At 73.3% G+C, this 26,881-nt stretch carries 23 protein-coding genes and 1 pseudogene; 10 read left to right on the top strand and 14 right to left on the bottom strand.

From position 1 onward, the window contains the following. The first annotated feature begins 215 nt into the window (after positions 1-215). The 3 genes from ACZ4TG_RS32320 (at position 216) to ACZ4TG_RS32310 (ending at position 5,117) form a co-directional block, all read left to right on the top strand. Positions 216-842, top strand: a complete 627-nt coding sequence (locus tag ACZ4TG_RS32320; protein WP_468169780.1) for a YigZ family protein — start codon at positions 216-218, stop codon at positions 840-842. Positions 843-939: 97 nt separating this feature from the next. Then, positions 940-2,109, top strand: coding sequence for an exonuclease SbcCD subunit D (locus ACZ4TG_RS32315; protein WP_468169778.1), 1,170 nt, complete (start codon positions 940-942; stop codon positions 2,107-2,109). Beyond that, a complete protein-coding gene (locus ACZ4TG_RS32310) occupies positions 2,106-5,117 on the top strand; it encodes an AAA family ATPase (protein ID WP_468169775.1) in 3,012 nt (1,003 codons plus the stop codon). Before ACZ4TG_RS32315 ends, ACZ4TG_RS32310 begins: the two co-directional genes overlap by 4 nt. A gap of 30 nt (positions 5,118-5,147) precedes the next feature. On the opposite strand, the gene ACZ4TG_RS32305 is transcribed toward ACZ4TG_RS32310, so the two are convergent. Further along, positions 5,148-5,594, bottom strand: coding sequence for an Lrp/AsnC family transcriptional regulator (locus ACZ4TG_RS32305; RefSeq protein ID WP_468169772.1), 447 nt, complete (start codon positions 5,592-5,594; stop codon positions 5,148-5,150). A gap of 94 nt (positions 5,595-5,688) precedes the next feature. Here ACZ4TG_RS32305 and ACZ4TG_RS32300 point away from each other — a divergent pair, with 94 nt between their 5' ends. Then, positions 5,689-6,222 (top strand): rhodanese-like domain-containing protein, encoded by a 534-nt coding sequence (locus ACZ4TG_RS32300; RefSeq protein WP_468169770.1) that lies wholly within the window; start codon positions 5,689-5,691, stop codon positions 6,220-6,222. Between the two features lie 91 nt (positions 6,223-6,313). Here the strand turns inward: ACZ4TG_RS32300 and ACZ4TG_RS32295 are convergent, their stop codons facing one another. The 4 genes and pseudogenes from ACZ4TG_RS32295 to ACZ4TG_RS32280 all read right to left on the bottom strand — a co-directional run. Then, entirely contained in the window at positions 6,314-8,020 is a 1,707-nt protein-coding gene (locus ACZ4TG_RS32295; RefSeq protein ID WP_468169767.1) for a DUF885 domain-containing protein, read from the bottom strand. A 151-nt stretch (positions 8,021-8,171) separates the two neighbouring features. Continuing rightward, positions 8,172-9,617 carry a GNAT family N-acetyltransferase gene (locus ACZ4TG_RS32290; RefSeq protein WP_468169764.1) on the bottom strand — a complete coding sequence of 482 codons (1,446 nt, stop codon included), beginning with the start codon at positions 9,615-9,617 and terminating at the stop codon, positions 8,172-8,174. 120 nt (positions 9,618-9,737) lie between these two features. Then, positions 9,738-11,336, bottom strand: coding sequence for an alkaline phosphatase D family protein (locus tag ACZ4TG_RS32285; protein ID WP_468169761.1), 1,599 nt, complete (start codon positions 11,334-11,336; stop codon positions 9,738-9,740). Between the two features lie 263 nt (positions 11,337-11,599). Beyond that, positions 11,600-12,427: pseudogene (locus tag ACZ4TG_RS32280) on the bottom strand (alpha/beta fold hydrolase); the annotation flags it as partial. 316 nt (positions 12,428-12,743) lie between these two features. On the opposite strand from ACZ4TG_RS32280, the gene ACZ4TG_RS32275 reads away from it, so the two are divergent. Both ACZ4TG_RS32275 and ACZ4TG_RS32270 read left to right on the top strand, forming a co-directional pair. Next, positions 12,744-13,502: a GntR family transcriptional regulator gene (locus ACZ4TG_RS32275; protein WP_468169758.1), complete on the top strand. Its 759-nt coding sequence runs from the start codon at positions 12,744-12,746 to the stop codon at positions 13,500-13,502. Between the two features lie 219 nt (positions 13,503-13,721). After that, a complete protein-coding gene (locus ACZ4TG_RS32270; RefSeq protein ID WP_468169755.1) occupies positions 13,722-14,114 on the top strand; it encodes a DUF6193 family natural product biosynthesis protein in 393 nt (130 codons plus the stop codon). Between the two features lie 567 nt (positions 14,115-14,681). Here the strand turns inward: ACZ4TG_RS32270 and ACZ4TG_RS32265 are convergent. The 3 genes from ACZ4TG_RS32265 to ACZ4TG_RS32255 form a co-directional block, all read right to left on the bottom strand. Next, positions 14,682-15,839, bottom strand: coding sequence for an ROK family transcriptional regulator (locus ACZ4TG_RS32265; protein WP_468169752.1), 1,158 nt, complete (start codon positions 15,837-15,839; stop codon positions 14,682-14,684). A 102-nt stretch (positions 15,840-15,941) separates the two neighbouring features. Then, positions 15,942-16,592 carry a response regulator transcription factor gene (locus tag ACZ4TG_RS32260; protein WP_468169749.1) on the bottom strand — a complete coding sequence of 217 codons (651 nt, stop codon included), beginning with the start codon at positions 16,590-16,592 and terminating at the stop codon, positions 15,942-15,944. A gap of 4 nt (positions 16,593-16,596) precedes the next feature. Beyond that, on the bottom strand, positions 16,597-17,772 hold the full coding sequence (locus ACZ4TG_RS32255; RefSeq protein ID WP_468169746.1) for a sensor histidine kinase: 1,176 nt from the start codon (positions 17,770-17,772) through the stop codon (positions 16,597-16,599). Positions 17,773-17,880: 108 nt separating this feature from the next. On the opposite strand from ACZ4TG_RS32255, the gene ACZ4TG_RS32250 reads away from it, so the two are divergent. The 3 genes from ACZ4TG_RS32250 (at position 17,881) to ACZ4TG_RS32240 (ending at position 20,111) form a co-directional block, all read left to right on the top strand. Further along, the gene (locus ACZ4TG_RS32250) at positions 17,881-18,795 is read left to right on the top strand and encodes an ATP-binding cassette domain-containing protein (RefSeq protein WP_468169743.1); all 915 of its coding nucleotides are present in this window, start codon (positions 17,881-17,883) and stop codon (positions 18,793-18,795) included. A gap of 85 nt (positions 18,796-18,880) precedes the next feature. Then, positions 18,881-19,633 (top strand): ABC transporter permease, encoded by a 753-nt coding sequence (locus ACZ4TG_RS32245; RefSeq protein ID WP_468169740.1) that lies wholly within the window; start codon positions 18,881-18,883, stop codon positions 19,631-19,633. 40 nt (positions 19,634-19,673) lie between these two features. Continuing rightward, positions 19,674-20,111, top strand: coding sequence for a hypothetical protein (locus tag ACZ4TG_RS32240; protein WP_468169737.1), 438 nt, complete (start codon positions 19,674-19,676; stop codon positions 20,109-20,111). A gap of 40 nt (positions 20,112-20,151) precedes the next feature. Here the strand turns inward: ACZ4TG_RS32240 and mug are convergent, their stop codons facing one another. The 5 genes from mug to ACZ4TG_RS32215 form a co-directional block, all read right to left on the bottom strand. After that, positions 20,152-20,700 (bottom strand): G/U mismatch-specific DNA glycosylase, encoded by a 549-nt coding sequence (mug, locus tag ACZ4TG_RS32235; protein WP_468169944.1) that lies wholly within the window; start codon positions 20,698-20,700, stop codon positions 20,152-20,154. Beyond that, positions 20,697-22,130, bottom strand: coding sequence for an adenylosuccinate lyase (purB, locus tag ACZ4TG_RS32230; protein WP_468169734.1), 1,434 nt, complete (start codon positions 22,128-22,130; stop codon positions 20,697-20,699). The genes mug and purB overlap by 4 nt, the downstream gene beginning before the upstream one ends. An 89-nt stretch (positions 22,131-22,219) precedes the next feature. Next, on the bottom strand, positions 22,220-23,011 hold the full coding sequence (locus ACZ4TG_RS32225) for an SGNH/GDSL hydrolase family protein (protein ID WP_468169731.1): 792 nt from the start codon (positions 23,009-23,011) through the stop codon (positions 22,220-22,222). 93 nt (positions 23,012-23,104) lie between these two features. After that, entirely contained in the window at positions 23,105-24,124 is a 1,020-nt protein-coding gene (locus tag ACZ4TG_RS32220; RefSeq protein WP_468169728.1) for a hemolysin family protein, read from the bottom strand. Continuing rightward, complete coding sequence (locus tag ACZ4TG_RS32215) at positions 24,121-25,458, bottom strand: hemolysin family protein (protein WP_468169725.1); 1,338 nt, start codon at positions 25,456-25,458, stop codon at positions 24,121-24,123. The genes ACZ4TG_RS32220 and ACZ4TG_RS32215 overlap by 4 nt, the downstream gene beginning before the upstream one ends. Before the next feature lie 191 nt (positions 25,459-25,649). On the opposite strand from ACZ4TG_RS32215, the gene ACZ4TG_RS32210 reads away from it, so the two are divergent. Then, positions 25,650-26,075 carry a GNAT family N-acetyltransferase gene (locus ACZ4TG_RS32210; RefSeq protein ID WP_468169722.1) on the top strand — a complete coding sequence of 142 codons (426 nt, stop codon included), beginning with the start codon at positions 25,650-25,652 and terminating at the stop codon, positions 26,073-26,075. A 30-nt stretch (positions 26,076-26,105) separates the two neighbouring features. Here the strand turns inward: ACZ4TG_RS32210 and ACZ4TG_RS32205 are convergent, their stop codons facing one another. Further along, entirely contained in the window at positions 26,106-26,762 is a 657-nt protein-coding gene (locus tag ACZ4TG_RS32205; RefSeq protein ID WP_468169719.1) for a class I SAM-dependent methyltransferase, read from the bottom strand. Positions 26,763-26,881 lie beyond the last annotated feature (119 nt).

The following is a 26,881-nucleotide window of genomic DNA, read 5'->3' as shown; positions in this document are numbered from 1 at the left end:
CTGCTGGTCCGGTGCTGCTCGCGGGGCGGGCCGGATACCGGCCCGCAGCGGGATCAACCGCGAAGGTACGGGTCCGATTCCCGGCGCCCCCCGTACCCCCGGTTCTCCCTCAGCCGTACCGCCCGCACCGGGCACGAGGTGCCGCCGGGGCCGGGGCCCGGGGCCGGGGGCTGCGGGCGATCTCGGGCCCGCGCGCCACGGCTTAGGGTGGAGCGGTGAAGGCAGACCAGTACGTGACGGTGGCCCGCGAGGGCGTGCACGAGTCCGAGATCAACCGCTCGCGGTTCCTGTGCTCGCTCGCGCCCGCCGCGACCGAGCAGGAGGCGCAGGACTTCGTCGCGCGCATCCGCAAGGAGCACCCCACCGCCACGCACAACTGCTACGCCTACGTGATCGGCGCCGACGCCTCCGTCCAGAAGGCCAGCGACGACGGCGAGCCCGGCGGCACCGCCGGCGTGCCCATGCTGCAGATGCTGACCCGGCGGGACATCCGCTACGCGGTGGCCGTCGTCACCCGCTACTACGGCGGGGTGAAGCTCGGCGCCGGCGGACTGATCCGGGCCTACGGCGGAGTCGTCGGCGAGGCCCTCGACGCCCTCGGCACCGTCACCCGGCGCCGCTACCGGCTGGCCACCGTCACCGTCGACCACCAGCGCGCCGGCAAGACCCAGAACGACCTGCGCTCCACCGGCCGGACGGTGGTCGACCTGCGCTACGGGACCGCCGTGGAGATCGAGGTGGCCCTCCCGGAGGCCGAGCTGCCCGCCTTCGAGGCCTGGCTGGCCGACAGCACCGCGGGCAGCGCCACCCTCACCCTGGGCGGGGAGACCTACGCGCCCTGAAGAGCGGCCTCGCAGGCCCCGGTGACGGGTTAGCGTAGAGGGGGCACAGGGCCAGAGGACGACCAGGGGGAGACGGCATGCGCGGCGGGGCCGGCGAGTGAAGTTCCTGCACACCTCCGACTGGCACCTCGGGCGCTCCTTCCACCGCGTGAACATGCTCGCAGCCCAGGCCGACTTCATCGACCACCTCGTCGCGGCCGCCGGGGAACACGAGGTCGACGCCGTCCTCGTCGCCGGGGACATCTACGACCGCGCGGTGCCCCCGCTGCCCGCCGTCGAGCTGTACGACCGGGCCCTGCACCGGCTGGCCGACCTCGGGGTGCCGACCGTGATGATCTCCGGGAACCACGACTCCGCCCGCCGCCTGGGTGTCGGCGCCGGGCTGATCGACCGGGCCGGGATCTTCCTCAGGACCGATCCCGCGGGCTGCGCCGACCCCGTGGTGCTGGCCGACGTACACGGTGACGTGGCGCTGTACGGGCTGCCGTACCTCGAACCCGCCCTGGTGAAGGAAGCCTTCGGGGCGGAGAAGGTCAGCCACGAGGCGGTGCTGGGCGCGGCCATGGAGCGGATCCGGGCCGACCTGGCCGGCCGCGCGCCCGGAACCCGCTCGATCGTCCTCGCGCACGCCTTCGTCACCGGCGGGCAGAGCAGCGACAGCGAGCGCGACATCACCGTCGGAGGCGTCGAGGCCGTGCCCGCCGCGGTCTTCGACGGGGTGGACTACGCCGCCCTCGGCCACCTCCACGGCTGCCAGAAGATCAACGAACGGGTCCGCTACTCCGGTTCCCCGCTCGCCTACTCCTTCTCCGAAGCCGACCACCGCAAGACGATGTGGCTGATCGAGCTCGGCGCGGAAGGCGAGCTGGTGAGCGCCGAGCGGATCGACACCCCCGTCCCGCGGCCCCTCGCCCGGATCCGGGGACGGCTGGACGGGCTCCTGGCCGACCCGGCCCTCACCGTCTGCGAGGACTCCTGGGTCGAGGCCACCCTCACCGACCCGGTCCGGCCCGAAGACCCGATGGCACGCCTCGCCGCCCGCTTCCCGCACACCCTCAGCCTCGCCTTCGACCCCGAAGGCCGCGAGGAGGACAGCGGAACCTCGTACGCCCAGCGCCTCAAGGGCCGCAGCGACCAGGAGATCGCCGAGGACTTCGTCGCCCACGTACGCGGGGGCGGCTTCGCCGACGAGGCCGAACGGGCCGTGCTGCAGGGCGCCTTCGACGACGTACGGGCCCAGGCCCAGCACGAGGAGACCGCCCGATGAGGCTGCACCGGCTCAAGGTCACGGCCTTCGGACCCTTCGCCGAACCCCAGGAGATCGACTTCGACGCCCTGTCCGGCGCCGGGATCTTCCTCCTGCACGGCCCCACCGGCGCGGGCAAGACCTCCGTCCTCGACGCCGTCTGCTACGCCCTGTACGCGTCCGTCCCCGGAGTCCGCCAGAACCCGGGCACCAGCCTGCGCAGCGACCACGCGTCCCCCGACACCCCCACCGAAGTCACCCTCGAACTCACCGCGGGCGGCCGCAGGCTGGAGATCACCCGCAGGCCCGAACAGGACCGGCCGAAGAAGCGCGGCACCGGGACGACCAAGGACAAGGCCCAGAGCTGGCTCCGCGAACACCTCGACGGCGCATGGCAGGGGCTGAGCCGGTCGCACCAGGAGATCGGCGAGGAGATCGAACAGCTCCTCGGCATGAGCCGCGACCAGTTCTGCCAGGTGGTCCTGCTGCCCCAGGGAGAGTTCGCGCAGTTCCTGCGGGCCGGCGCCGAAGCCCGGGGCCGGCTGCTCGGGCGGCTCTTCGACACCCGCCGCTTCGCCGCCGTCGAAACCCTGCTCGCGGAGCGCCGCCGGGCCGCCGAGGCCAAGGTGCGCACCGGCGACGAGAAGGTCCTCGGCACCGCCCAGCGCCTCGCCCAGGCCGCCGGGGACAGCGCCGACCTGCGCGCCTGGCCGCTGCCCCGCCACCAGCCCGGCGACCCCGGCCTCGCCGAGGCCGTCCGGGCCTGGGCGGCGGTCGCCCGGTGCGCCGCCCGGGAGCGGCTGACCGTCGCGGAGTACGCCCTGGCCGCCGTCGAGGGACGGTACGCCGCCGCCCGGCGGGCCGCCGAGGACGCGCGCGAGCTCGACCGGCTCCAGCGCCGGCACGCCGAGACCACCCGCCGGGCGGCCCTCCTCGCGCAGGCCGCGCCCGAGCGGGAGCGGGTGCGGGCCCTGCTGGACCGGGCCCGCCGGGGTTCTTTGGTGGCCCCCGCCCTGGAGCTGCGCGGAGCCGCGGCCGCAGCCCACCTGACCGCCGCGCACGCGGAGTCCGTCGCCCGAGCCGAACTCCCGCCGGCCCTCGCGGAGGCGGGCACCGAGCAGCTCGCCGCCGTCGAGCAGCGGCTGCGCGAGGAACTCGGAGCGGTCGGCGCCGCCCAGCGGGCCGAGCAGCGCAGCGCCGAGATCGGCCGCGAGCGGGCCACCCTGGACCGGGAGTCCCGGGACGCCGACGAACGGCATCAGGAGTCCGCCGAGTGGCTCGCCCGCTGGGAGACCACCCGGGCCGCGCTGGCCGCCCGCGCCGACTCCGCCCAGCAGGCCGCGACCCTGGCCGAGCAGCTCGCGGGCAAGCTGGAGCCGGCCCGGCTGCACCTGAACGCGGCCCGGCGGCGCGACGCCCTGGCCGCCGAGGCCGAAGTCGCCGCGGGGGAACTGCTCTCCGCCCGCGAGGCCTCCACCGCCGCCCGGGAGCGCTGGCTGGAGCTGAAGGAGTCCCGGCTGCGCGGGATCGCCGCCGAACTGGCCGAGGCCCTGGTGGCGGGGGAGCCCTGCACGGTGTGCGGATCGGCGCAGCACCCGCTTCCGGCTCGCCCGGCCCCCGGGCACGTGGACCGGGCCGCCGAGGACGCCGCCCACGCCCGCTTCGAACAGGCCGAGGAACGCAGGGCCGCCGTCGAGCGGAAACTGGCCGCCGTCCAGGAGGCCGAGACCGAAGCCGCGGCCGCCGCCGGGGACGCCACCACCGCCGAACTGCTGGAACTGACCTCCGACCTGAGCTCCCGGCACGCCGCGGCCCACGCGGACGCGGCCGGCCTGCACGCGGCCCGGGAGCGCCTCGCCCGCGCCGAGCGGGAGCACGCCGCACGCAGCGCCGACCGGCTCGACGCCGAGCGCCGGGCCGCCGCCCGGGCCTCCCGCCGCGAGGCCCTCGACCGGGAGCAGGCCGCGCTGGAGGCCGAACTGGTCCTCGTACGGGGCGACGCGCCCAGCGTCGCGGCCCGCGCCCGGATCCTGGAGGACCGGGTCCGCATGGTCACCGCGGCGGCCGGCTCGCTGCGCCGCGCCGAGGCCACCGCCGCGCGCCTGAAGGAGGCCGACGACCAGCTGGCCGACGCCTCCTTCAAGGCGGGCTTCGACACCACCGAGGAGGCCGCCGACGCGGTGCTCCCGGAGTACGAACGCACCGCGCTCCAGCACCGGCTGGACTCCTGGCAGGCCGAGGAGGCCATGCTGGCCGACCGGCACGCGGAGAGCGACACCGCCGCCGCGGCGGGCCGTCCGCCCGCCGATCCGCACGGAGCCGAGGAGTACGCCGCCGCGGCCGCCGCGAAGCTGCGTACCGCCGGCTCGGCCGTCGACGCCGCCCGGGTGCGCTGCGCCGAACTGGACCGGCTCTCCCGGCAGGCGGAGCACGAGCTGCGCGCCCTGGGCCCGCTGCGCGAGGCGTACGACCGGGTGGCCAGGCTGGCCGGACTCACCGCGGGCACCTCCGCCGACAACGAGCGCAAGATGCGGCTGGAGGCGTACGTCCTGGCCGCGCGGCTGGAGCAGGTCGCCGCGGCCGCGACGGTCCGGCTGCTGCGGATGTCGGGTGGCCGCTACACCCTCGTCCACTCGGACGCGAAGGCGAGCGGACGCGGCCGCTCGGGCCTCGGGCTGCACGTGGTGGACGCCTGGACCGGCAGCGAGCGGGACACCGCGACCCTGTCCGGCGGCGAGACCTTCTTCGCCTCGCTCGCCCTGGCCCTGGGGCTGGCCGACGTGGTCACCGACGAGGCGGGCGGCATGCGCCTCGACACCCTGTTCATCGACGAGGGCTTCGGCAGCCTCGACGACCAGGCCCTGGACGAGGTGCTCGACGTACTGGACTCCCTGCGCGAGCGGGACCGCAGCGTGGGCATCGTGAGCCACGTCGCCGATCTGCGCACGCGCGTCCAGGCCCAGCTGGAGATCGTCAAGCAGCGCGGCGGCTCGGTGGTGCGCCACCGCATGGCGGGGGCCGCGCACTGAGCGCGGGCGGCGCCGCCCGGTCGCCGGGACTCACGGGCTGAGCGGCCTGCGCGGGAGCGGGGAGGAGTACACGATGCTCGTCGTGACCGCGCCGAGCCCGGAGATCCGGCCCGCGACCTCCTCCAGATGGGCCATGGAGCGGGCCGCCACCTTGAGCACGAAACAGTCGTCGCCCGTGACGTGGTGCGCCTCCAGGATCTCCGGGGTCGACTCCAGCAGGTCGTGGAACGGCTTGTAGTTGCCGTGCGGATAGCGCAGCCGTACCAGGGCGAGGATGGACTTGCCGAGCTTCTCCGGGTCGACCGTGGCGGTGTACCCGGTGATCACACCGGCCTCCTCCAGCCGCCGGACCCGCTCGGTGACCGCGCTCGCCGACATGGATACGGTGCGGGCGAGATCGGCGAAGCTGGCGCGGCCGTCCAGTTGGAGGGCGGAGAGGATGCGCCAGTCGGTGGCGTCAGGGGAATAGTCGGTCATCGCTCAGGTCTAACAGGGGATTCCCCGGCCGGACAAGGGGAAGGCCGGGGAATCTCACTTCCGGCAGTGATCATCGGCTCGTAGATTTTGAGCCATGACGACGACATCGAACACCGCTTCCGCCGCCGCTGCCTCCGCCTCCGCCGCCCCGGTCAACCCCGTGCTCAGGGTCCCCCCGGCGAGTCCGGCCGCTGCCGCCGCCTACTTCGCGGCGAGCCTCGCCTTCCACGCGGACGTGTCCGATGTCGCCGGCGCCGTCAGGGCCCACCGCGAGGAGGGCGCCGAGCTCGGCTTCCAGCTGATCGACTCCCGCTCGACCCCCTCCTGGGACCAGGCCCACGTGCCCGGCGCCGTCCACCTGCCCACCGCGCTCATCCCCGAACAGGCCGAGCGGCTCCTGGACAAGAACGTCCCGGTGGTGACGTACTGCTGGGGCCCCGGCTGCAACGGCGCCACCCGCTCCGCCCTGGCCCTCGCCGAACTCGGCTTCCAGGTCAAGGAGATGCTCGGCGGCATCGAGTACTGGATCCGCGAGGGCTTCGAGGTCGAGACCTGGGAGGGCAGCCGGCAGCGCGCCGAGGCCGACCCGCTGACCGCGCCCACGGACTCCGACGACTGCGGCTGCTGAAGTCGCTTGCCGACCCGTACGAACGCGACGGGCCGCCCGGCTCCGTCGAGGAGCGGGCGGCCCGGCGCGCGCATTTCCGAGAGCGGGGATCTCAGAGCTTCGAGAGCTCGTCCAGCAGGTCGTCCAGCCCCAGCGAACCCTGCGACAGCGCCGCCATGTGCCACGCCTTCAGGTCGAAGGAGTCGCCGTGCGCGGCGCGTGCGTTGTCCCGGCCCAGCAGCCAGGCACGCTCGCCCAGCTTGTAGCCGATCGCCTGGCCCGGCATCGACACGTACCGGGTCAGCTCGCTCTCGATGAAGTCCGCCGGCCGCCCGCTGTGCAGGCCGAAGAACTCCTGGGCCAGGTCCACCGTCCAGCGCTCACCCGGGTGGAACGGCGAGTCCGCCGGGATCTCCAGCTCCAGGTGCATGCCGATGTCCACGATGACCCGCGCGGCGCGCATCATCTGGCAGTCCAGGTAACCGAGGCGCTGCTCGGCGTCCTTGAGGTAGCCCAGCTCGTCCATCAGCCGCTCCGCGTACAGGGCCCAGCCCTCGGCGTTGGCGCTGACGAGGCCGACACTGGCCTGGTAGCGGGAGAGCTGGTCCGCGACGTGCGTCCACTGCGCCAGCTGGAGGTGGTGGCCCGGAACGCCCTCGTGGTACCAGGTGGAGACCAGGTCGTACACCGGGAACCGGGTCTGGCCCATCGTCGGCAGCCAGGTGCGCCCCGGACGGGAGAAGTCCTCCGAGGGGTTGGTGTAGTACGGGGCCGCCGCGCCGCCCGCCGGGGCGATCATGGACTCCACCTTCTTGACCCGCTCCGCGAGTTCGAAGTGGGTGCCGTCCAGGTTCTCGATCGCCTCGTCCATGAGGCCCTGGAGCCAGGCCTGGACCTCGTCGACGCCCTCGATGTGGGTGCCGTGCTCGTCCAGGTGCCGCAGCGCGTCCCACGGGTTCGCACCCGGCAGGATCTTGCCCGCCTCCGCCTTCATCTCGGCGAGCAGCCGGTGGTACTCCGACCAGCCGTAGGCGTACGCCTCGTCCAGGTCCAGGTCCGTACCGTTGAAGTACCGCGACCAGCGGGCGTAGCGCTCACGGCCCACGGTGTCCGGGGCGCCCGCGACGGCCGGGGCGTACACCTCGCGCATCCAGTCGCGCAGTTCCACGACGGCGGCCGTCGCACCGGCCGCCGCCTCGTCCAGTTCGGCGCGCAGCGGCTCCGGGCCGCCCGAGGCGAACTCCCCGAAGAAGTCGCGCCCGCCGTCGTCGTCCTGGCCGGCCCAGGTGGTGAGCTGCCCGATGAAGGTGGCGGTGGGGCGCGGGCCGCCGTACAGGCCGCGGTCCAGCCCGAGCCGCAGGCTCTCGCGGTAGCCGGCGAAGGCCGCCGGGACGGCGCGCAGCCGCTCCGCGATCGCCGCCCAGTCCTCGGCCGAGTCGGCCGGGGTCAGCGTGAAGACCTCGCGGACGGAGTGCGCGGGGGAGTGGATGTTGCTGACCGCGCGCAGGTCCTCGTCGGCCTCGTACACCGCGAGTTCCGCGTCGAGGCGCTCGCGCAGCAGACGCCCGCAGCGGCGCTCGGCGTCGCTGTCGGCGCCGGGCAGCCGCTCGGCGGCGTCCAGGCGGGCAAGGGTGGTGCGGGCGAGCTCGGCGACCGCCGCGCGTCCTGCCGGGGAGAAGTCCGGGAGCTTCGAGGAGCTCTCGGCCACACCGAGGTAGGTGCCGGTGATCGGGTCGATGGCGATGAGGTCGTCGACGTAGGCGTCGGCGACCTGACGGGGCAGCCGGGGGGCGTCGTCACTGTGGAGGGTCTCTGACATGTCGGCCATCTTCGTATGCGGGACCGCTCCCCGTCATCACCGTTCGCTCTCGGCCTGCTGACGTGCGCGGAGCCCCTCGGGCCGAGGGGGGCCGCCCGCCGGCTGCGGGCGACCCCTCCGGACGCGAACCGGGGCCCTGCCCGCCCGGCCGTCAGCCCTGGCGGCGCTGCTTCTCGTACGAGGGCTGCTCGCGCGGGAGTTCGTACGGCGGGCGCGAGCTGGCCGGGGTCGCGTCCAGCCGGGCCGTGATCACCAAGGTGCCCTCCTCGATCTGGTAGTCGAGGGGCAGGCCGAGGCCGCGCATGGCCGCGACCATGCCGGTGTTGGAGGCCTGGGTGACGGCGTACACGCTGTCGCAGCCGGCCTCGACGGCCATCGCGAGCAGGCGGCGCAGCAGCTCGGAGCCGACGCCCCTGCGCTGCCAGTCGTCCTCGATGAGCAGCGCGACCTCGGTCTCGTCGCCGTCCCACAGCAGGTGGCCCAGGGCGACGAGCTTGCCCGAGGCGGTGGTGGCGGCGATGGTGCGGCCGAAGCGGGGGCTGAGCAGGTGGCCGAGGTAGCGGTCGGCGTCGGCGACCGGGCCGTGGTAGCGCAGCGAGAGGGTGCGATCGGAGCAGCGGTCGTGCATGGCGCGGGCGTCCGCCAGGTCGGAGCCGTCCGCGCGCCGCACGGTGATCTCGTTGCCCTCGGGCAGGGTCAGCACGTCCTGGCTGCGCGGGACGCGGGGCCCGAGACGGGCGTCGAGCTCGACGAGGGCCCGGGCGCGGGCGAACTCGGTCGGGGTGAAGGGCAGGTACGGGCGCTCCACGGTGATCGCGCCGCCCGAGGGATCGCGCAGCCGCATCACCGTGGCCTCCAGGACCCCCTCGACCGGGGCGTCGGCGCCCGCGTTGGGGCGGCCGGAGAGGGTGGTGGCGGGGATCGAGTGGATGGTGCAGCGGCCGAGCAGCTGGCGCAGGGCCAGCGGCAGTTCGGCGGCGTCCAGGGCGGTGCGGGTGGCGAGGCCGAGGACCCGGGTCGGGGTGTCCACCAGGTCGTGGGCGTCGGCGCGCTCGATCCAGGTGCTGTGGCCGCCGGCCCCGGCGATGGCCCGGGTCAACTCGGCGGAGGGCAGCTGCTGGGGAGCGCGCAGCAGGAACTCGTCGACCGTGCCGCCCTCGGGGAGGGGGTGGGTCTGCAGGGTCAGGATGTCCACGCCGTTACGGGCGAGCGCGGAGCAGAGCGAGGCCAGGCTGCCGGGCTCGTCACGCACGGTCGTCCGTACCCGCCACAGCGCGGCGGCGGCGGTCGGGTCGGCCGGGGACCCGGCGGATCCGTCAGCGGCGGTGGCGGCCGCGGCCGGATCCGAGGGCGCTGTGCTCTCCGGCGGCGGCGCATGGCTGTGGCGGCGTGCCCACCAGGTGTGGAAGGCCGCCGTGACCAGCAGTGCGACGGCCGAGGCCACCAGCAGGACCGGGCCCCTGGGGCCGTGCACGACGAGATTGGCGATGCCGTCGGCGACCGCGACGGCGCAGAAGAGGGCGGCGAGTTCGACGACGTCACGGCGCCAGTGGTGGCGGTGGGGACGCTGGGCGGAGGCAGGATTACGGTCAGTCATGCACACCACTGTGGCGCAGGGGTGTTGCGTGATCACGAACGATCTGTGACCGACTGGTTAAGTGTCGATCTGGCCGGTCTGGCTTGTTTCTTATGTTTTCGGGCGATGTTTCCGATGTGGTCACGGCTGGCCCACTCGTCCCGGCTGGAGGGATTTCGTGAAGAGCACGCCTCCTCCCTGCCGTCGCAAGCTTACGGTGAGCTCCCCGCTGTCGCCGTTGATGTCGACCTCGCCGTAGTACGGGGGGTTCTCGGCCGGGGACATGTTGGCGACCGGAGCCGACTGGACGTACGCGGTCCGCGCGCCGAAGGTGGCGTCGAGCCGCCCGGCCGGGAAACCGCCCGCGCCGATCGGACCGGAGACGAACTCCCAGAACGGAGCGAAGTCGGCGAAGGCGGCCCGCTCGGGCGCGTAGTGGTTGGCGGCCGTGTAGTGCACGTCGGCGGTGAGCCAGATGGTGCCGGTGATGCGCTGGTGCTTGATGTGGCGCAGGAGTTCCGCGATCTGGAGCTCGCGGCCGAGCGGGGCTCCGGGGTCGCCCTGCGCGACGGCCTCGAAATCGGTGGCCCCGTCGGCGACGACGATGCCCAGCGGCATGTCGGAGGCGATCACCTTCCAGGTGGCGCGCGAGCGCGACAGCTCGCGCTTGAGCCAGCCCAGCTGCTCGGGGCCGAGGATGCCGATCGGGTCCTCGGCCTGGGTGCCGGGGGAGTTCGCGTTGCGGTAGGTGCGCATGTCGAGGACGAAGACGTCGAGCAGCGGGCCGTACCGCATGACCCGGTACATCCGGCCCTCGGCGCGGCCGCCGCGCAGGTCGGTGACCGGGAAGTACTCGCCGAAGGCCTGCCGGGCCCGGGCGGCGAGGGTGTCGGCGTCCTTGACGGTGTAGCGGGGATCGTCGATCTGCTGGCCCGGGTACCAGTTGTTGCGCACCTCGTGGTCGTCCCACTGGGCGAGGACCGGGACCTGGGCGTTGAAGTCGCGCAGGTTGCGATCGAGCAGGTTGTAGCGGAAGTTCCCGCGGAACTCGGCGAGCGTCTCGGCGACCTTCGCCTTCTCCTCGGTGGTGACGTTGCGCCACACGCTGCCGTCGGGCCGGGGCACGGTGGCCTGGATCGGCCCGTCGGCGTAGATGGTGTCGCCGCTGAAGAGGAAGAAGTCGGGGTCGCGCAGCCGCATCTCCTCGAACACCCGGTAGCCGCCGATGTCCGGGTTGATGCCCCAGCCCTGTCCCGCGAGGTCCCCGGTCCACAGGAAGCGGACGTCGTGGCGGCGGGACACGGGGGTGGTGCGGAAGGTGCCGTGAAGCGGCTCACCGGTGCGGCGGGGGTCCGCGGGGTCGGCGAGGACGACCCGGTAGTGGACCTGTCGGCCGGGCGGCAGGTCGCGCAGGGTGGTGGTACCGGTGAAGTCGGTTCCGGGCCCGAGGAAGGGGCCGCCGTGGCGGCGCACGCCGTAGCGGAACGACTCGCTCGGGGAGGTCTCGACGTACATCCGCGCGGGGCGGTCGGAGCGGGCCCAGACGGTGGCCGAGTGGGCGGTGATCTCGCCGGACTGGGTGCCCCAGAGGGCGTTCGGGCGGCCGGAGAGGGCGAGGGCGGGAGCCCGGTTCGCGGTGGCGAAGGCCGGCGCCGCGAGGGCGCCGGAGAGGGCGATGCCCACCGGGACGGCGAGCGAACCGCCGAGCAGGGACCGGCGGGTGCGGGGGGTGGGTGCCATCGGTGTGTCTCCATGGGCCGGCGGGGGCGGGCCGGACCAGTGTGCCGCCGCACACCGGCCCGGCCGCGTCGCCCACGCGAACCGTGGATGAACAGCCGTCAGCGGCTGCCGTCGTGGTGCGAGTTGCTTCAGGCTCCGGTGTCGGCTGCGGCTGCGGCTGCGGCTGCGGTGTCGGCTCCGGCTCCGACTCCGGCTGCGGCTCCGGTGTCGGCTCCGGCTCGGTCTGCCGTGCTCGCCGTGGTGGGGGCTTCGCCCGCGGTCGCGCGCGCGGTGTCGAGGATGACCCGCGCGACGAGTGCGGGGTCGTCGTTCATCGGGACGTGCCCGCAGCCCGGGAGCCGGACCAGCCGCGCGGCCGGGATGGCCTGCTTGGCGCGTACGCCCTGGCGGCGCAGGAGCAGCCGGTCCCGGGTGCCCCAGGCGATGGTGACCGGCAGCCCCGGGACGTCGTCGGTGAAGCGTACCGAGCCGCCTGCCGCCAGGGTCTGCTCGAAACCTCCGGCATCGCGCAGGGCGAGGGTCTCGGCGACCACCGCCTCCGGGGAGCGTCGGGCCGGTCGGGCGTAGATGGTGCTGGTCAGCGCGGCCCGGCCGGGGCCGGTGCGCGAGAGCCGCTCCAGGGCGGGGCGCGGCAGCGCCCTGGCACCGACGCGCATCGAGCGGAGGGCGGCGAAGGCGTACCGGCGCTCGCCGTCCGTCCAGAAGCCGGCGGGGGAGAGGGCGGTCACCGACCGGACCAGGTTGCCGCGCCCCATCTCGAGCGCGAGCAGCCCGCCGAGCGAGTTCCCCGCCACGTGCGGGCGCTCGACGCCGAGCGCGGCGCAGAGCGAGCCGAGGGCCGGGGCCACGGTGGCCAGGTCGTACGGCACCCCCTCGGGCAGGGGCGCGGAGGCGCCGAAGCCCGGCAGGTCGACGGCGATGACATCGTGCTCGGCGGCCAGGATGTCGGTCACCGGGTGCCAGGCCTGGAGGTGGTGGCCGATGCCGTGCAGCAGGAGAAGCGGTTCGCCGGCGCCCTTGCGCTCGTAGGCGACGGTGGCGGTGCGTGGGCCCAGCGGCGAATCGATCGTGAACGAGACCGTGGCGGTCATGCTGCTCCTCGTCGGGTGGACGCGTGTGAGACAGGCTGTCAGTAATGACTACCGCTCAGTAGCACCCGACGGCAAGCCTCCACCCGGGGCCGGTCGGACTTTCGGCCCGCCGCGGAGCAAGAACATCCCGTGAACGGGTTGCTACATATGCCCGATCTGCCCGGCAAAGCGATGAGGATTGGTCTTGACCAAGGTGTTGTGCCGTCCTATCGTCGCAGGGATAGTGCAGGAACCTTTAATAAACAAAGGCGCGGAACTGCGGTGCGGAACTGCCGCTGGAACACGGCGATTGCATCGATTTGCAGGAGGAGTCAGGGTGGGGACCACGCAGCTCGAATCGGTGCCGGAGCCGAAGTACTGGCACCTCAAGACCGTGCTCAGCGAGGCACTTGACCGGGACTTCGCCGTCGGCGAGATCCTGCCGAACGAGCGCGAGCTCGCCGCCCGCTTCGGAGTCGCCCGCGCCACCCTGCGGCAGGCCCTGGAGCAGCTGGAACTCGAAGGCCGCCTGCAGCGCCGCCGCGGAGTCGGCACCACCGTCGCCCCGCCGCGGGTGGGCGTGGCCGTGGGCAACACCGGCCACAGCTGGCCCGGCGAGACCAACGACGGCTGGGAGGCCGTGGACGCGGCCGAGGCGGTGCCGCCGGCCGCGGTCCTGGCGCTCCTCGGCCCGGGGTTCGCCGCCGACCAGCCCGTGCACACCGTGCGCCGGACCCGGGTCACCCATGGCCAGGCCGTCGCCGCCGAGCTGCTGTACGTCCCGGCCCGGTCCGTGCCCGGGCTCTCCGGCATCGACGCCCCGGCCGGGCCCGCCCGTGCCCGCGCCGTCCTGCGGGAGCTCCAGCGGCTCGCGCTCGACGGGCAGGACCGCTCCGTGGAGCTCGGCTCCGCCCGCGCCGACGACGCCAAGGAGCTCGACCGGCTGCCCGGCGCCCCGGTGCTCGTGGTGACCACCCGCTACTTCACCGCCACGGGGACCGCCGCCGTCTCGGTGGCCACGTACCGCGCCGACACCTGCCGCCTGACCTTCGGTGACTCGGGCGTCGAGATCACCGAAACCCGCGCCGCTTCCTGACCCGGCGGGGGTCCGGACACCCGCACCTACGGCCACGGCCCGACGCCCTGCGTCGGGCCGTGGCCACTTCCCGCCCGGTGGTCGCGACCGCCCTGCCGCGCTACGGGTTGCCGTGCCCGGCGCCTGCGGTGACCGGCCTGCGGTGCTGCACCGGGAGCCGCCGGCAGGCTGCGGTGCCGAACGAGCCGCTCGACGGGGCAGCCGTGGAGAATTCCGAACATGACGACGAACGCCCCGGGCGCAGACACCGTGGAAGCGGCGTGGCAGGAGCTACTCGGTTCCGACGATGTGAGCGCGGAGCTGGTTGCGGCGGCCTACGCCGAGCCGCGTCTACGGCAGCTCTTCCCCTGGATCGGAATGTGGGAGCTGCATTTCAGCCGCTGTACGCGCGCTTGGACATGGGACGTGCCCTACATCGGCCCATCGGCGGCCGGCCCGCACCACACCGGGTCGTACTACGTCGAGGGCCCCTCCCGGACACAGAAGATCGGACGGGCTGACACGGCACGGGCGGCGGTGGCGATGGTCGTCGAGCAACTGCCGTCCAACTGCGGCCCGGCGTTCGACGGCACACGTGAAGAACTCGCCGAGCACGAACGCGGGCAATGGTAGAACCCGGGAGCAGCCCGCTCCGCGGGTCGCCTGCCCGCACGGCCCGCACCGGTGTCGCCCCCGGCGCGGCGGCCCGAAGGCCTGGCGCCCCGGCCCGGCGGCCCGGTGGACCGGTGGCCCGACGCCCCGGTGGCCCGACGCCCCGACGTGCCGTGGCCGGACGCCCCGGTGGCCCGGCGGCCCGACGTCCCGACGTGCCGTGGCCGGACGCCCCGGTGGCCCGGTGGCCTCGACGCCCCGGTGGCCCGACGCCGTGGTGGCCCCGACGCCCCGGTGGCCCCGTGCCCTGACGCCCCGGTGGCCTGGTGGTCCCGTGGTCCGGTGGCCCCGTGCCCTGGTGGCCTGGTGGTCCCGTGGTCCGGTGGCCCCGTGCCCCGACGCCCCGACGCCCTGGTGGTCCCGTCCCCCGACGCCCTGGTGGCCCGGTGGTCCCGTGCCCCGATGCCCCGATGCCCCGATGCCCCGATGCCCCGAAGGCCTGGCGGCCCGGTGGCCCGGCGACCCGAAGGTCCGACGCCCCGACGGCCCATGGCCGGGTGGCCCGGGACGGGCGCGGCGTCGGTGGCGTCAGCGCCGGCGGGCCGTCGCCGTCTTTTCCACGGCGAAGAGCTCCTCCTCGACGTGGTCCAGGGCGAGCCGCAGCGCCCCGGTGGCCACCGCGGCCTCGCCGAGGAGCGACAGTTCCACCCGCGGCGGCCGCAGGCAGTACCGCTCCAGCTCCCGGCGCAACGGCTCCAGGACCCCGTCCAGGCCGGCCGCCCAGCCACCGACCACCACCAGCTCCGGATCCATCGCCAGGACCAGCGCCGCCACGTCGTGCACCAGCCGCTGGAGGAAGCGCTCCACGGCGGCCACCGCCCGGGCGTCCCCCCGTTTGGCCATCGCGAAAACCTCGGCCACGGCCGGTTCGTCCAGCGGGTGCAGCGGTTCACCCGTGGTCGACAGCAGTCTCTCCGGCGTGACCTCGCGGCCCAGCAGATGCAGCGCGCCGATCTCGCCCGCCGCCCCGCCGTAGCCCCGGTGCAGCCGGCCGCCGATCAGCGAACCCGCGCCCGGACTCAGGCCCGCCATCACGAACACCATGTCGTCCGTGTCCCGCGCCGCGCCCTTCCAGTGCTCGGCGACCGCGGCCGCATTGGCATCGTTCTCCACCTGCACCGGGCAGCGGAACGAACGCCGCAGCCGCTCGCCGAGCGGGAGTCCGGTCCAGCCCGGCAGGGCCGTTCCCAGACGGACGGTGCCGTCCGCCTCCACGATTCCGGGGCTGCCCACGCCGACGGCCCGCAGGGAATCGCGCGGCACACAGGCCCGCCGGAGCAGATCGGCCACCGCAGCCCGGACCCGTTCCAGCCGCTCGTCGGCGGACGCGGTCTCGGCGACGTCCTTGGTTCCGGCGCCGATCACCCGCCCGTCGAGGCCCGACAGCAGTACGGCCACCCGGTGCGAGCCGATCTCGATACCCAGCAGATGCCCCGCCTCGGCACGGAAACGGAACCTCCTGGCGGGCCGGCCCTGCCGCCGCGCGCCTTCCTCCGCGTCGGCTTCGACCACCAGCCCCGTGCCGATCAGCCCCTCCACCACGCCCTCGACGGTCGGCCGGGAGAGCCCGGTGAGCCGCGTGAGGTCGGTGAGGGTCGGCGATTCGGCCGCGCGCAGGGCCCGCAGCACCACGGCCGAATTGATCCTCCGGAGCAGAGAGGGGTCCCCGCCGGTCAGCTGCCCCAACGTGTGTCCTCCCAGCTAGCGGCCCTGTCAGCCGGATCGTACTGCGCACCCGCCGCAACGGCGAGAAGCGGCCCCCCATCGGCCGAAACCAGCCCCTCCCCCTCAGGCCGGCGCGACGAATCCGGACTCGTACGCGGTGATCACCGCCTGAGTCCGGTCCCGGGCGCCCAGCTTCCCCAGGATCGCGCTCACATGGGACTTCACCGTTTCCGTGCCCACGATCAGCTCCGACGCGATCTCCACATTGGTCAGCCCCCGGGCCATCAGCCGCAGCACCGCCTCCTCGCGCTCGGTCAGAGCCGCCCGCTCCAGCACCGCCCGGGCCTTGTGGTTGCCGTACTCCGCCGCCAGCGCCCGCACGGCAGCGGGGAAGAGCAGCGTCTCGCCCTCCGCGACCAGCCGCACCGCGTGCACGATCTCCGACGGCCGGGCCCGCTTGAGCAGGAAGCCGTCCGCTCCTGCCCGCAGCGCCTGGTAGACGTACTCGTCGTTCTCGAACGTCGTGACCACGAGGATCTTCGGCGGGGAGTCCACGGACCGCAGCACCGCCCGGGTCGCCTCGATCCCGTCGAGCAGCGGCATCCGCACGTCCATGGCCACCACGTCCGGCCGCAGCCGGCGGACGAGCGGGACCACGGAGGCGCCGTCGGCGGCCTCGCCCACGACCTCGATGTCGGGCTGGGCCTCCAGGACGGCGCGCAGACCCGCGCGCACCAGGGGTTCGTCGTCGACGAGCAGTACGGTAACCGGCATCCGGTCAGCGTATTCGTTCCAGCGGAAGCCGCGCGCGTACCCTCCAAGTGCCCCTGTACGGTCCGGTCTCGGCCTCTCCGCCGAGCAGCGCGGCCCGCTCCCGCATCCCGCGCAGCCCACTTCCGCCGCCGGCCATGACAGCAGGCCGTTCCGGCAGCGGATTCGTCACCTCCAGCTCCAGCCGGTCGGCGGCCATCGCGATCCGTACCCGCACGTGTACGGGACCGCAGTGCCGCAGCACATTCGTCAGCGCCTCCTGGAGAATCCGGTACCCCTCCCGGGTGACGGGTCCCGGCAACTTCTCCAGTGGGCCCGTCAGTTGCGCGTCCACCTCGGCGCCGGAGGAACGGGCCGACTCCAGCAGACGGTCCGCCTCCACCAGCGTCGGCCGCTGCGACGGCGGTTGCGAGGACTCCCGCAGCACCCGCAGCACCCGTTCCAGATCCTCCAGCGCGGCCCGCCCCGTCTCCTCGATGGCGTTCAGCGCCCGGTCGGTGAACTCCGGATCCCCGGCGGCCCGGGCCGCCCCCGCCTGTACGACCGCCACGGTCAGCGCGTGCCCGATCGAGTCGTGCAGCTCCCGCGCGATGCGGGCCCGCTCCAGCAGCTGTTCGGTGCGGGCCTCCAGCGCGGAGAGCCGTTCGGAAGCCGAAGGCCCCAGCAGCCGCCGGGCGATCACAGTGATCATCTCGCCCAGTAGGACCACGATGACGACGAGTACGACCAGGGGCAGCGGCGCGAGGAGCGCGGCCGCCCACCGCGAGGGGGTGAACGGCACCGCCGGAGCGGGATCCAGCTGCTGCCCGAGGGCGATCGCGATCAGCTCGACCGTAATCACCGGCAGCCAGACCGTCGCGAACATCGCTGCGCCGGCGACGACCAGCCGTATCTCCAGCCAGAGCAGGGTCCGCCACCGGTCGGCCCACCGCGCCGACGGAGCCGTGGCGATGCCGCTGCTCGCGGAGTCCCGGTCATGCGGGGTCAGCAGGAACTGCGCCTGAAGGCCCTCGGCCAGCCGCACCCACGGCACGAAGCCGAAGGGTATGACGATCAGCAACGGCATCCAGGGCCACCGGGGGTTGATGAACATCCAGATGGCCAGCAGGAGCAGCGGTACGCACAGGTGTAGCCAGCGGGAGTAGGTCACCGCCTGGAGCGGTGCCCTGAGCAGTCGGTACATGCGCTCATCGTGACAGGGCGGGGGCTGGTGCCGTCTCCCCCACGTGGGGGAGACGGCACCCTCGCATGGGGGAGGCCGGGGGGTGCGGCCGACGGCGAATCTTGAGGCATGAACCGCATCGAGATCCGCGAACTGACCAAGGACTACGGCACCACACGGGTCGTGGACCACCTCACCTTCGACGTCCTGCCCGGCAGGGTCACCGGTTTCCTGGGACCCAACGGCGCAGGGAAGTCCACGACGATGCGCCTGCTCCTCGGGCTCGACCGGCCGACGGCCGGCACCGCCACCATCGGCGGGAGCCGGTTCACCGACCTTCAGGACCCCCTGCACCAGGTGGGCGCCCTGCTCGATCCACAGGCTGCCCACGGCGGCCGCACCGCTCGGGACCACCTCCTCGTGCTCGCCGCCAGCAACGGCATCGCGGCGAGTCGGGTGGACACCGTGCTCGAGCAGTCGGGGATCGCCTCGGTGGCCCGGCGCCGGGTCAAGACGTTCTCGCTCGGTATGCGTCAGCGTCTCGGCATAGCCGCCGCGCTGCTGGGCGATCCCGGGGTGCTGCTCCTGGACGAGCCCACCAACGGCCTCGACCCGGAGGGGATCATCTGGGTCCGCGAGCTGATGCGGAGCCTCGCCGCAGAGGGACGCACGGTTCTGGTGTCCAGCCACCTGATGGCCGAGACGGCCTCGTTCGTCGACCACCTGGTCGTGCTCGGCCGGGGAAGGCTGCTGGCCGACACCTCGATGGAGGAGTTCATCGACTCCCGCAGCAAGCCCAGGGTGCGGCTGCGGACCTCCGATCCCGAGCGGCTGCGAGCGGCACTGGCAGGTGAAGGGTTCGAGCTGGTCGCCGCCGAGAACGGGCGCTGGACCGTCGACGGCATACGCGCCGAGGAGATCGGCGCCCTCGCCGCCCGCGAGGGGGTTCCGCTGCTCGAGCTCTCCGACGAGCGGGCCTCCCTGGAGCAGGCCTACCTCGATCTCACCGCCGACCGCGCCCAGTTCACGGCCACCGCCGCCTGATCCCCGACCGCTTGCTGCATCCGTCTCCCGCACCCGCTTCCTTCATCCCCGACCTACGTCCACCGACTCGATCGGAGTTTCCGTCATGACCGCGGCCGCCCTGCCCACCGTCCCAGTTCTGCGCTCGGAGTGGATCAAAATACGGTCCGCCCGTGCGGCCCTCGGCTCCCTGATAGCCGTCTTCCTCGCCACCTTCGGCATCACGGTCCTCACCGCTGCCGCGATAGGCACGGCCGAAGAGGGCGCGATGGGGGAGGACCGTCTGTTCGGGGCCTTCTTCGGCATCAATTTCGGGCAGATAGCCGCGATCGCCTTCGGGGCCACCGCCTTCGCCGGAGAGTTCCGTGACGGGGCCCTGCGCGTCTCGCTCACCGCCGTGCCCAACCGCACCCGGCTGTATCTCTCCAAGGTGGCCATGGTCGCCGGGCTCGCCTTCCTGACCGGTCAGGTCACCGGTGTCGTCACCTTTGTCACCGGGCAGGCCTTCAGGGGGGAGTACGCCCTAAGCCTGAGCGACCCGGGCGTGCTGCGGGCCGTCTTCGGCAGTGGGGTCTATCTGATGCTCATCGCCCTGCTGTCGGCCGGTCTGACCGCTCTGGTGCGCAGCGGAACCCTGGTGATGAGCCTGCTCATACCCTTCCTGTTGATCCTGCCCTTCGTGGTCGGCCAGGTCGCGGGCGGAGCGGGGCAGTTCATGCCCGACCGGGCCGGGCAGATGGTCATGCGGATGGAGGCCCAGGGGTCTCTCGGTCCCTGGAGCGGGCTCGCAGTGGCCGCCCTGTGGTCGCTCGTGGCCCTGGGCGCGGGCTGGTACGCGGTGCGCCGACGGGCCGCGTGACGCCGGGCCAGTTGTCAGTGGTCCCCCGGATACTGACGGCATGACCACCGCAGAGCATCTCGACACGATCGACCGGCTCCGGGCCCAGGGGTTCCCCGCCGAGCCGGTCTGGTCGGGCAGTCACTTCAGCGGCCCCGGCTACCACCTGGTAGTGCTCGGCGAGACCCGGGACTTCTGGGAGGACGACGGATCGGCCCGGAGCGAAGCGGAAGACCAGATCAGCGCCGAGTACGGGGCGCTCGTCCAGGCCCTGACCGATCGGTGGGGGGACCCGCAGGTCTTCAGCCTGGCGTCGCTGCTGAGCCGGGGATTCGACGGGGAGGAGATACCGGAGCCATGGGACCACCTGAGCAACAGCACCGACCATGTGCACCTGTGGCGCGACGAGGAACACTGGCTGGTGGTCTGCGTGGCGCAGGGAGACACGGAGCATCCCTACCGGCTGACGGCGGGGGTCACGGTGACAGACCCGCCCTAGGCAGCGTCCTGCCGGGCCGGGCAGGACGGGCGGCAGCGGCCTAGCCCTGGTCGGAGGCCTCGGCGGCCGCGCGGAGGCGGGCGTACTCCTGGGCCATGGTCTCGGCGGTCCAGTGGGCGTTGAGGCCGCTCGGGTTGGGCAGGGCCCAGACGCGAGTGGTGCCTATGGTGCGGTCCTGGGGGCCGATCTGGGCCTTCCGCTCGTCGAAGGCGGTGCGGTAGGCGGTCACTCCGACCACGGCCAGCCACTGGGGACGCAGGAGTTCGACCTTGGCCGTGAGGATGCGGCCGCCCTCGCGGTACTCCTCGGCGCTGAGTTCGTCGGCGCGGGCAGTGGCACGGGCCACGACGTTGGTGATGCCGAGCCGGTAGGTCAGCAGCTCTTCCTGCTCGGCGGGGGCCAGCCGGCGCGGGGTGAACCCGGACAGGTGCAGGACCGGCCAGAAGCGGTTGCCGGGGCGGGCGAAGTGGTGGCCCGTGGCGGCCGAGAGAAGACCCGGGTTGATTCCGCAGAAGAGCACGCGCAGACCGCCCGCGACCACGTCCGGGAGGACGCGGTCACGGGCGGCGGCCAGCTCGTCGGGGGTCAGAGGATCGACCCCGGCGCGTACCCGGCGGCCTCGGGGTGCTGCTTGGCGATGGCCTCGATACGGGAGACCACCGTCGCGACCTGGTCGCCTGCGGCGCCGGTGAAGGACAGCTTGTCGGCCATCAGGGCGTCGAGCTGGGCCCGGTCCAGCGGCATCCGCTCGTCGGCGGCCAGCTTGTCCAGCAGCTCGTTGCGCTCGGCGCCCTGCTCGCGCATGGCGAGGGCGGAGGCCACCGCGTGCTCCTTGATGACCTCGTGGGCGGCCTCGCGGCCGACCCCGGCGCGCACGGCGCCCATCAGGACCTTGGTGGTGGCCAGGAAGGGCAGGTAGCGGTCCAGCTCGCGGGCCACGACGGCCGGGAAGGCGCCGAACTCGTCGAGGACCGTCAGGAAGGTCTCCAGCAGGCCGTCGAAGGCGAAGAACGCGTCGGGCAGGGCCACGCGGCGGACCACGGAGCAGGAGACGTCGCCCTCGTTCCACTGGTCGCCCGCCAGCTCGCCGGTCATCGAGGCGTAGCCGCGCAGGATGACCATCAGGCCGTTCACACGCTCGCAGGAGCGGGTGTTCATCTTGTGCGGCATCGCGGACGAGCCGACCTGCCCGGGCTTGAAGCCCTCGGTGACCAGCTCGTGGCCGGCCATCAGGCGGATGGTCTTGGCGATCGACGACGGGGCCGCGGCCAGCTGCACCAGGGCGGTGACCACGTCGTAGTCGAGCGAGCGCGGGTAGACCTGGCCGACCGAGGTGAAGGCCTGGGCGAAGCCGAGGTGGGCGGCGATGCGCTGCTCCAGGTCGGCGAGCTTCGCGGTGTCACCGCCGAGCAGGTCCAGCATGTCCTGGGCGGTGCCGACCGGGCCCTTGATCCCGCGCAGCGGGTAGCGCTCGAGGAGGTTCTCGAGGCGGTCGTAGGCGACCAGCAGCTCGTCGGCCGCGGTGGCGAAGCGCTTGCCCAGCGTGGTCGCCTGCGCGGCGACGTTGTGGGAGCGGCCGGCCATGACCAGCTCGGCGTGCTCGCCGGCCAGCTTTCCGAGACGGGCCAGGACGGCGACCGTGCGGTCCCGGGCCAGTTCCAGGGAGAGCCGGATCTGGAGCTGCTCGACGTTCTCGGTGAGGTCGCGGGAGGTCATGCCCTTGTGGACGTGCTCGTGACCGGCGAGGTCGTTGAACTCCTCGATCCGGGCCTTCACGTCGTGCCGGGTGACCTTCTCGCGCTCCGCGATGGAGGCGAGGTCGACGGTCTCGAGGACGCGCTCGTAGTCGGCGAGGGCGGCGTCCGGAACCTCGATACCGAGGTCCTTCTGGGCGCGCAGCACGGCGAGCCACAGCCGCCGCTCCAGCGTCACCTTGTACTCGGGGGACCACAGGACGGCGAGCTCCGCGGAGGCGTAGCGGCCGGCCAGGACATTGGGGATGCGGGGCTTGGCTGTCACGTGTAGGGATTCTACTTGGGCCGCCGCTGTGCGTTTACGCAGGTAGGGGACACGGTTTCGATTGTGGCTTGCTACGAGAGCCGCGGCGGCTACGAGAGCCGTTCCGCCGCCGAGATCTCGTACGGCAGCAGTTCCCCCCGCTTGGCCGCCCGGTTGTCGCCCGAGGAGCGGCCCGTCAGACGGCGTCCTATCCAGGGGAGCAGGTGCTGCCGGGCGAAGCGCAGGTCCTCGGTCCGGCGTACCGGCCAGCTGGGTGGGGCCGCGGGCGCCAGCTCGGCCCGCCAGTCGTCCTCCGGCGGCAGGCCCAGGCCCTGCCAGACGGCCTCCGCCACCCGGCGGTGGCCCTCGGCCGTCAGGTGCAGCCGGTCGACGTCCCACATGCGGGGATCCCCGAGCGCGGGAGCCCCGTACAGGTCCACCAGCAGCGCGCCGTGCCGCCCGGCGAGCTCTTCGAGGATGGCGAAGAGCTCCTCCATGCGGGGGCGGAAGCGTTCCATCACCGGCCCGTTGCGACCCGGCGAGCGCATCAGCACCAGCGTCTTGCAGGTGGGGGCCAGCAGGCCCACGGCCTCCTCCAGGTGCCCACGCACCCGGCCCATGTCCACCTTGGGCCGCAGCGTGTCGTTCAGCCCGCCCACCAGCGCCACCACGTCGGCGCCCATCGCGGCCGCCACCGGGGCCTGCTCCCCGGCGATCTGTCCGATCAGCTTGCCGCGGACCGCGAGGTTCGCGTAGCGGAAGCCGGGCTCGCGCGCGGCGAGGCGGGCGGCGAGCAGATCGGCCCAGCCCCGGTAGGAGCCGTCCGGGAGCAGGTCGGACATGCCCTCGGTGAAGGAGTCACCGACCGCGACGAAACTGGTGTAAGAGGCATTCATCTCCATGGCGGAGCGATGCTACCGCGCAGTACCCCGCCTCCGCACGGCTGGGGACCGTACGGGAGGCGGGGGACCGGGACGCGGCGGAACCCGGGGCTGCTAGGTGGCCGCGCGCCTGCCGAACAGCTCGCGCAGTACGTCCTCCATCGTGACCAGGCCCGTCATGGCGCCGTCCGGGCCGAGCACCGCCGCCAGGTGCGTACGGCTGCGCCGCATGGCGGTCAGTACGTCGTCCAGCGGGGTCGTCGCCCGCACCGTGGCGATCGGACGCAGCTCGGACACCGGGAACGGCTCGTCCCGCTCCAGCGCGTCCAGGGCGTCCTTGACGTGCAGGTAGCCGAGGATCTTGTGCTGCGCGTCGATCACCGGGAAGCGGGAGTAGCCGGACTCGGCCGACAGGCGTTCCAGCCCGGCCGGCGTGATGCCCGCCCGGGCCGTGACCACCCGGTTCATCGGCAGCGCCACATCCAGGACGGGCCTGCGCCCCAGCTCCAGGGCGTCGTGGAGCCGTTCGCGGGCACGGCCGTCGATGAGCCCGGCGTCACTGGAGTCCTTGACCATGCGGGCCAGCTCGTCGTCCGAGAAGCTCGCCGCGACTCCGTCCTTCACCTCCACCCGCAGCAGCCGCAGCAGGGCGTTGGCGAAGGAGTTGATCGCGAAGATCACCGGCTTCAGCGCCTTGGTCAGGGTCACCAGCGGCGGCCCCAGCAGCAGCGCGGTGCGGACCGGCTCGGACAGCGCCACGTTCTTGGGCACCATCTCGCCGAACAGCATGTGCAGGTACGTCGCCAGCGCCAGCGCCACCACGAAGGAGATCGCGTGCGTCAGCCCGGACGGAACGCCCACCAGGTCGAACAGCGGGGTCAGCAGATGGGCGATGGCGGGCTCGGCCACCACACCCAGCACCAGGGTGCACAGCGTGATGCCCAGCTGCGCCGCCGCCATCAGCGCCGACAGGTGCTCCAGGCCCCACAGCACGGCGCGGGCCCGCCGGTCGCCCTGCTCGGCGTACGGCTCGATCTGGCTGCGCCGAACCGAGATCAGCGCGAACTCCGCGCCGACGAAGAAGGCGTTGACGACCAGGGTCGCCAGGCCGATCAGCAACTGGACGGCGGTCATCGGGCCTCCTCCGTACCGTCGTCAGCGCGCGCGGCCGGTGCGTGCAGCAGCACCCGCGCGGCCCTCCGCCCGCTGGCGTCCACCACGTCCAGTTGCCAGCCGTCCAGCTCCAGGCTGTCGCCGACCGTCGGGATCCGGCCCAGCTCGGTCGCTATCAGACCGGCCAGCGTCTCGTACGGGCCGTCCGGCACCTTCAGTCCGATCCGTTGCAGCTGATCGGTACGGGCGGCGCCGTCGGCGGAGTACAGGGCGCGGCCGGAGGGGTCCGTACCGGCCGGGGCCAGGTCCGAGGTCTCGTGCGGGTCGTGCTCGTCGCGGACCTCGCCCACGACCTCCTCGACGATGTCCTCCAGCGTGACCACGCCCGCCGTACCGCCGTACTCGTCGATCACCACGGCCATCGTCTGCTTGCCGGACAGCAGGTCCAGCAGGCGGTCCACGGTCAGCGACTCGGGAACCAGCAGCGGCTCGCGCAGCAGCCGCTCGACCGGGTGGCGGTGCCGTTCCTCGGCGGGCAGCGCCAGTACGTCCTTGATGTGGGCGGTGCCGACGACCGTGTCGAGGCTGCCCCGGTAGACCGGGAACCGCGACAGGCCGGTGGCCAGGGTCGCGTTCGCGACGTCCTCGGCGGTGGTCTGCACGTCGAGGGCGGTGACCTGTACGCGCGGGGTCATGACGTTCTCCGCGGTCAGGTCGGCCAGGTTCAGGGTCCGCACGAACAGCTCGGCGGTGTCCTTCTCCAGCGCGCCCGCCTTCGCGGAGTGCCGGGCCAGGGCCACGAGCTCCTGCGGGGTGCGGGCCGAGGCCAGCTCCTCGGCCGGCTCCATGCCGAACCGGCGGACCATGTGGTTCGCGGTGGTGTTGAGGTGGCTGATCAGCGGCTTGAAGGCCCTGCTGAAGACCCGCTGGGGCGTGGCCACCCGTTTGGCGATGGCCAGCGGGGAGGAGATCGCCCAGTTCTTGGGCACCAGCTCGCCGACGACCATCAGGACGACGGTCGACAACACGGTGCCGAGGACCAGAGCGGTGCCGGACGCGACGCCGGACGGCAGTCCCATGGCTTCGAACGGGCCCTTGAGCAGGGCGGCGATCGAGGGCTTGGAGATCATGCCGATGACCAGACCGGTCACGGTGATGCCGAGCTGGGCGCCGGAGAGCTGGAACGTCAGGCTGCGGACGGCGGCCAGGGCGCTGTCGGCGCCGCGCTCACCGCGCTCGACGGCTCGTTCGAGCTCGCTGCGCTCGACGGTGGTCAGCGAGAACTCGGCCGCGACGAAGACCCCGCAGACAAGGCAGAGCAGCAGCGCCACGAGGAGCAGGAGCACTTCGGTCATCGGTCGGTCACCTCCGTCCCATGATCAGCCAGGAGGAGGGGTATCGCGCGATGTCGGGTACTGGGAGGCTCGCCCATGGGCGGACGCTCACACCTTTCGATAGGAGGAAACCGTTCCCCACATAGTAAAGGACGGGCAAAGAGCTCCGATCGTTCTTTTGGCCCACATCGCCGGATGATGGGATCCGGCGCATGAGTGATCTTCATATCGGACCCGCCTCCAGGGCGGACCTCGCGGCGGTACTCGACTTCTGGAAGGCGGCTGCCGAGGGTACGAGCATCAGCGACGACCTCGCCGGTGTCGAGCGGCTGCACGCCCGCGACCCCCATGCGCTCCTCCTCGCCCGCAGGGACGGCGAACTGGTCGGCACGGTCATCGCCGGGTTCGACGGCTGGCGCTGCCACCTGTACCGGCTCGCCGTGCACCCCGGACGGCGCAGGCAGGGGATCGGCTCGGCGCTGCTGGCCGCCGCCGAGGAGCGGTTCGCGGAGCTGGGCGGGCGGCGCGCGGACGCGATGGTGCTGGACCGCAACGAGCAGGCGCACGGTGCGTGGGACGCCGCCGGCTACCACCCCGAGGACCACTGGACCCGCTGGGTCAAGCCGCTGACCGGGTGACGACGGCGCCGCGGGCCCGGCCTGAGCGACCTAGTCGACCCGACGGGCCGAACCGATGACGCAGTACGAGGTGGGGAGCGCCGGGCCGCGCTCCGGCAGCCGGATACTGCGGTACGACACGATCCGGAAGCCGGCCGCCTCGATCGCGGCGAGCGGATCGCGTGCCGTGTGGCAGCCGCCGAAGAGCCGGGGCCAGACGGTGCGGTCCAGCGCGCGCTGGACGGCGGCCATACCGGGGCCGGGGGCCAGGCCGTGCTCGAAGAACCGCAGCTCGGCGTCGGGGCGCAGCACTCGGTGCAGCTCCGCGAGGGCGCGCGGGAGGCTCCGTACGGTGCACAGCACCAGGGAGGCGACGGCGACGTCGAAGGCCTCGCTCTTGACCGGGAGCGCCTCGGCCACGCCGGGTACCAGGTCCACCGGGACCTCGGAGCGCAGCGCGGCGGCGGCCGCGAGCCGGCGGAGGGTGCGCTCCGGTTCGACGGCGACGACCTCGGAGACCGCGCGCGGGTAGTGCGCGAAGTTCAGACCGTTGCCCGCGCCGATCTCGATGACGCGGCCGGACACGCCGTGCAGCAGTTCGTCCCGCAGCGGGCCGATGCCGGCGCGGGTCTCGGCGGCCGTGCTGAACCGGGCGTAGAAGCGGGCGAAGTGGGGGTGGTGGACGGTGTCGGGGGGTGGTTTGGGCATGGCGGGCCTCCGGGGGTGGGTGGTGGCTGGTGCGGGTGCCCTGCGGGGCTGTTCCCCGCCCTGGGGTGCCGCGAAACCGCGCGGGGGCGGCGGCTCCCCGGTGCGGGCCGACACCTCGG

Source organism: Streptomyces sp. NPDC028314 (assembly GCF_055565795.1).
Note: the sequence above shows the minus strand (reverse complement) of the source record. Positions and strands in the feature narration are given on the sequence as shown.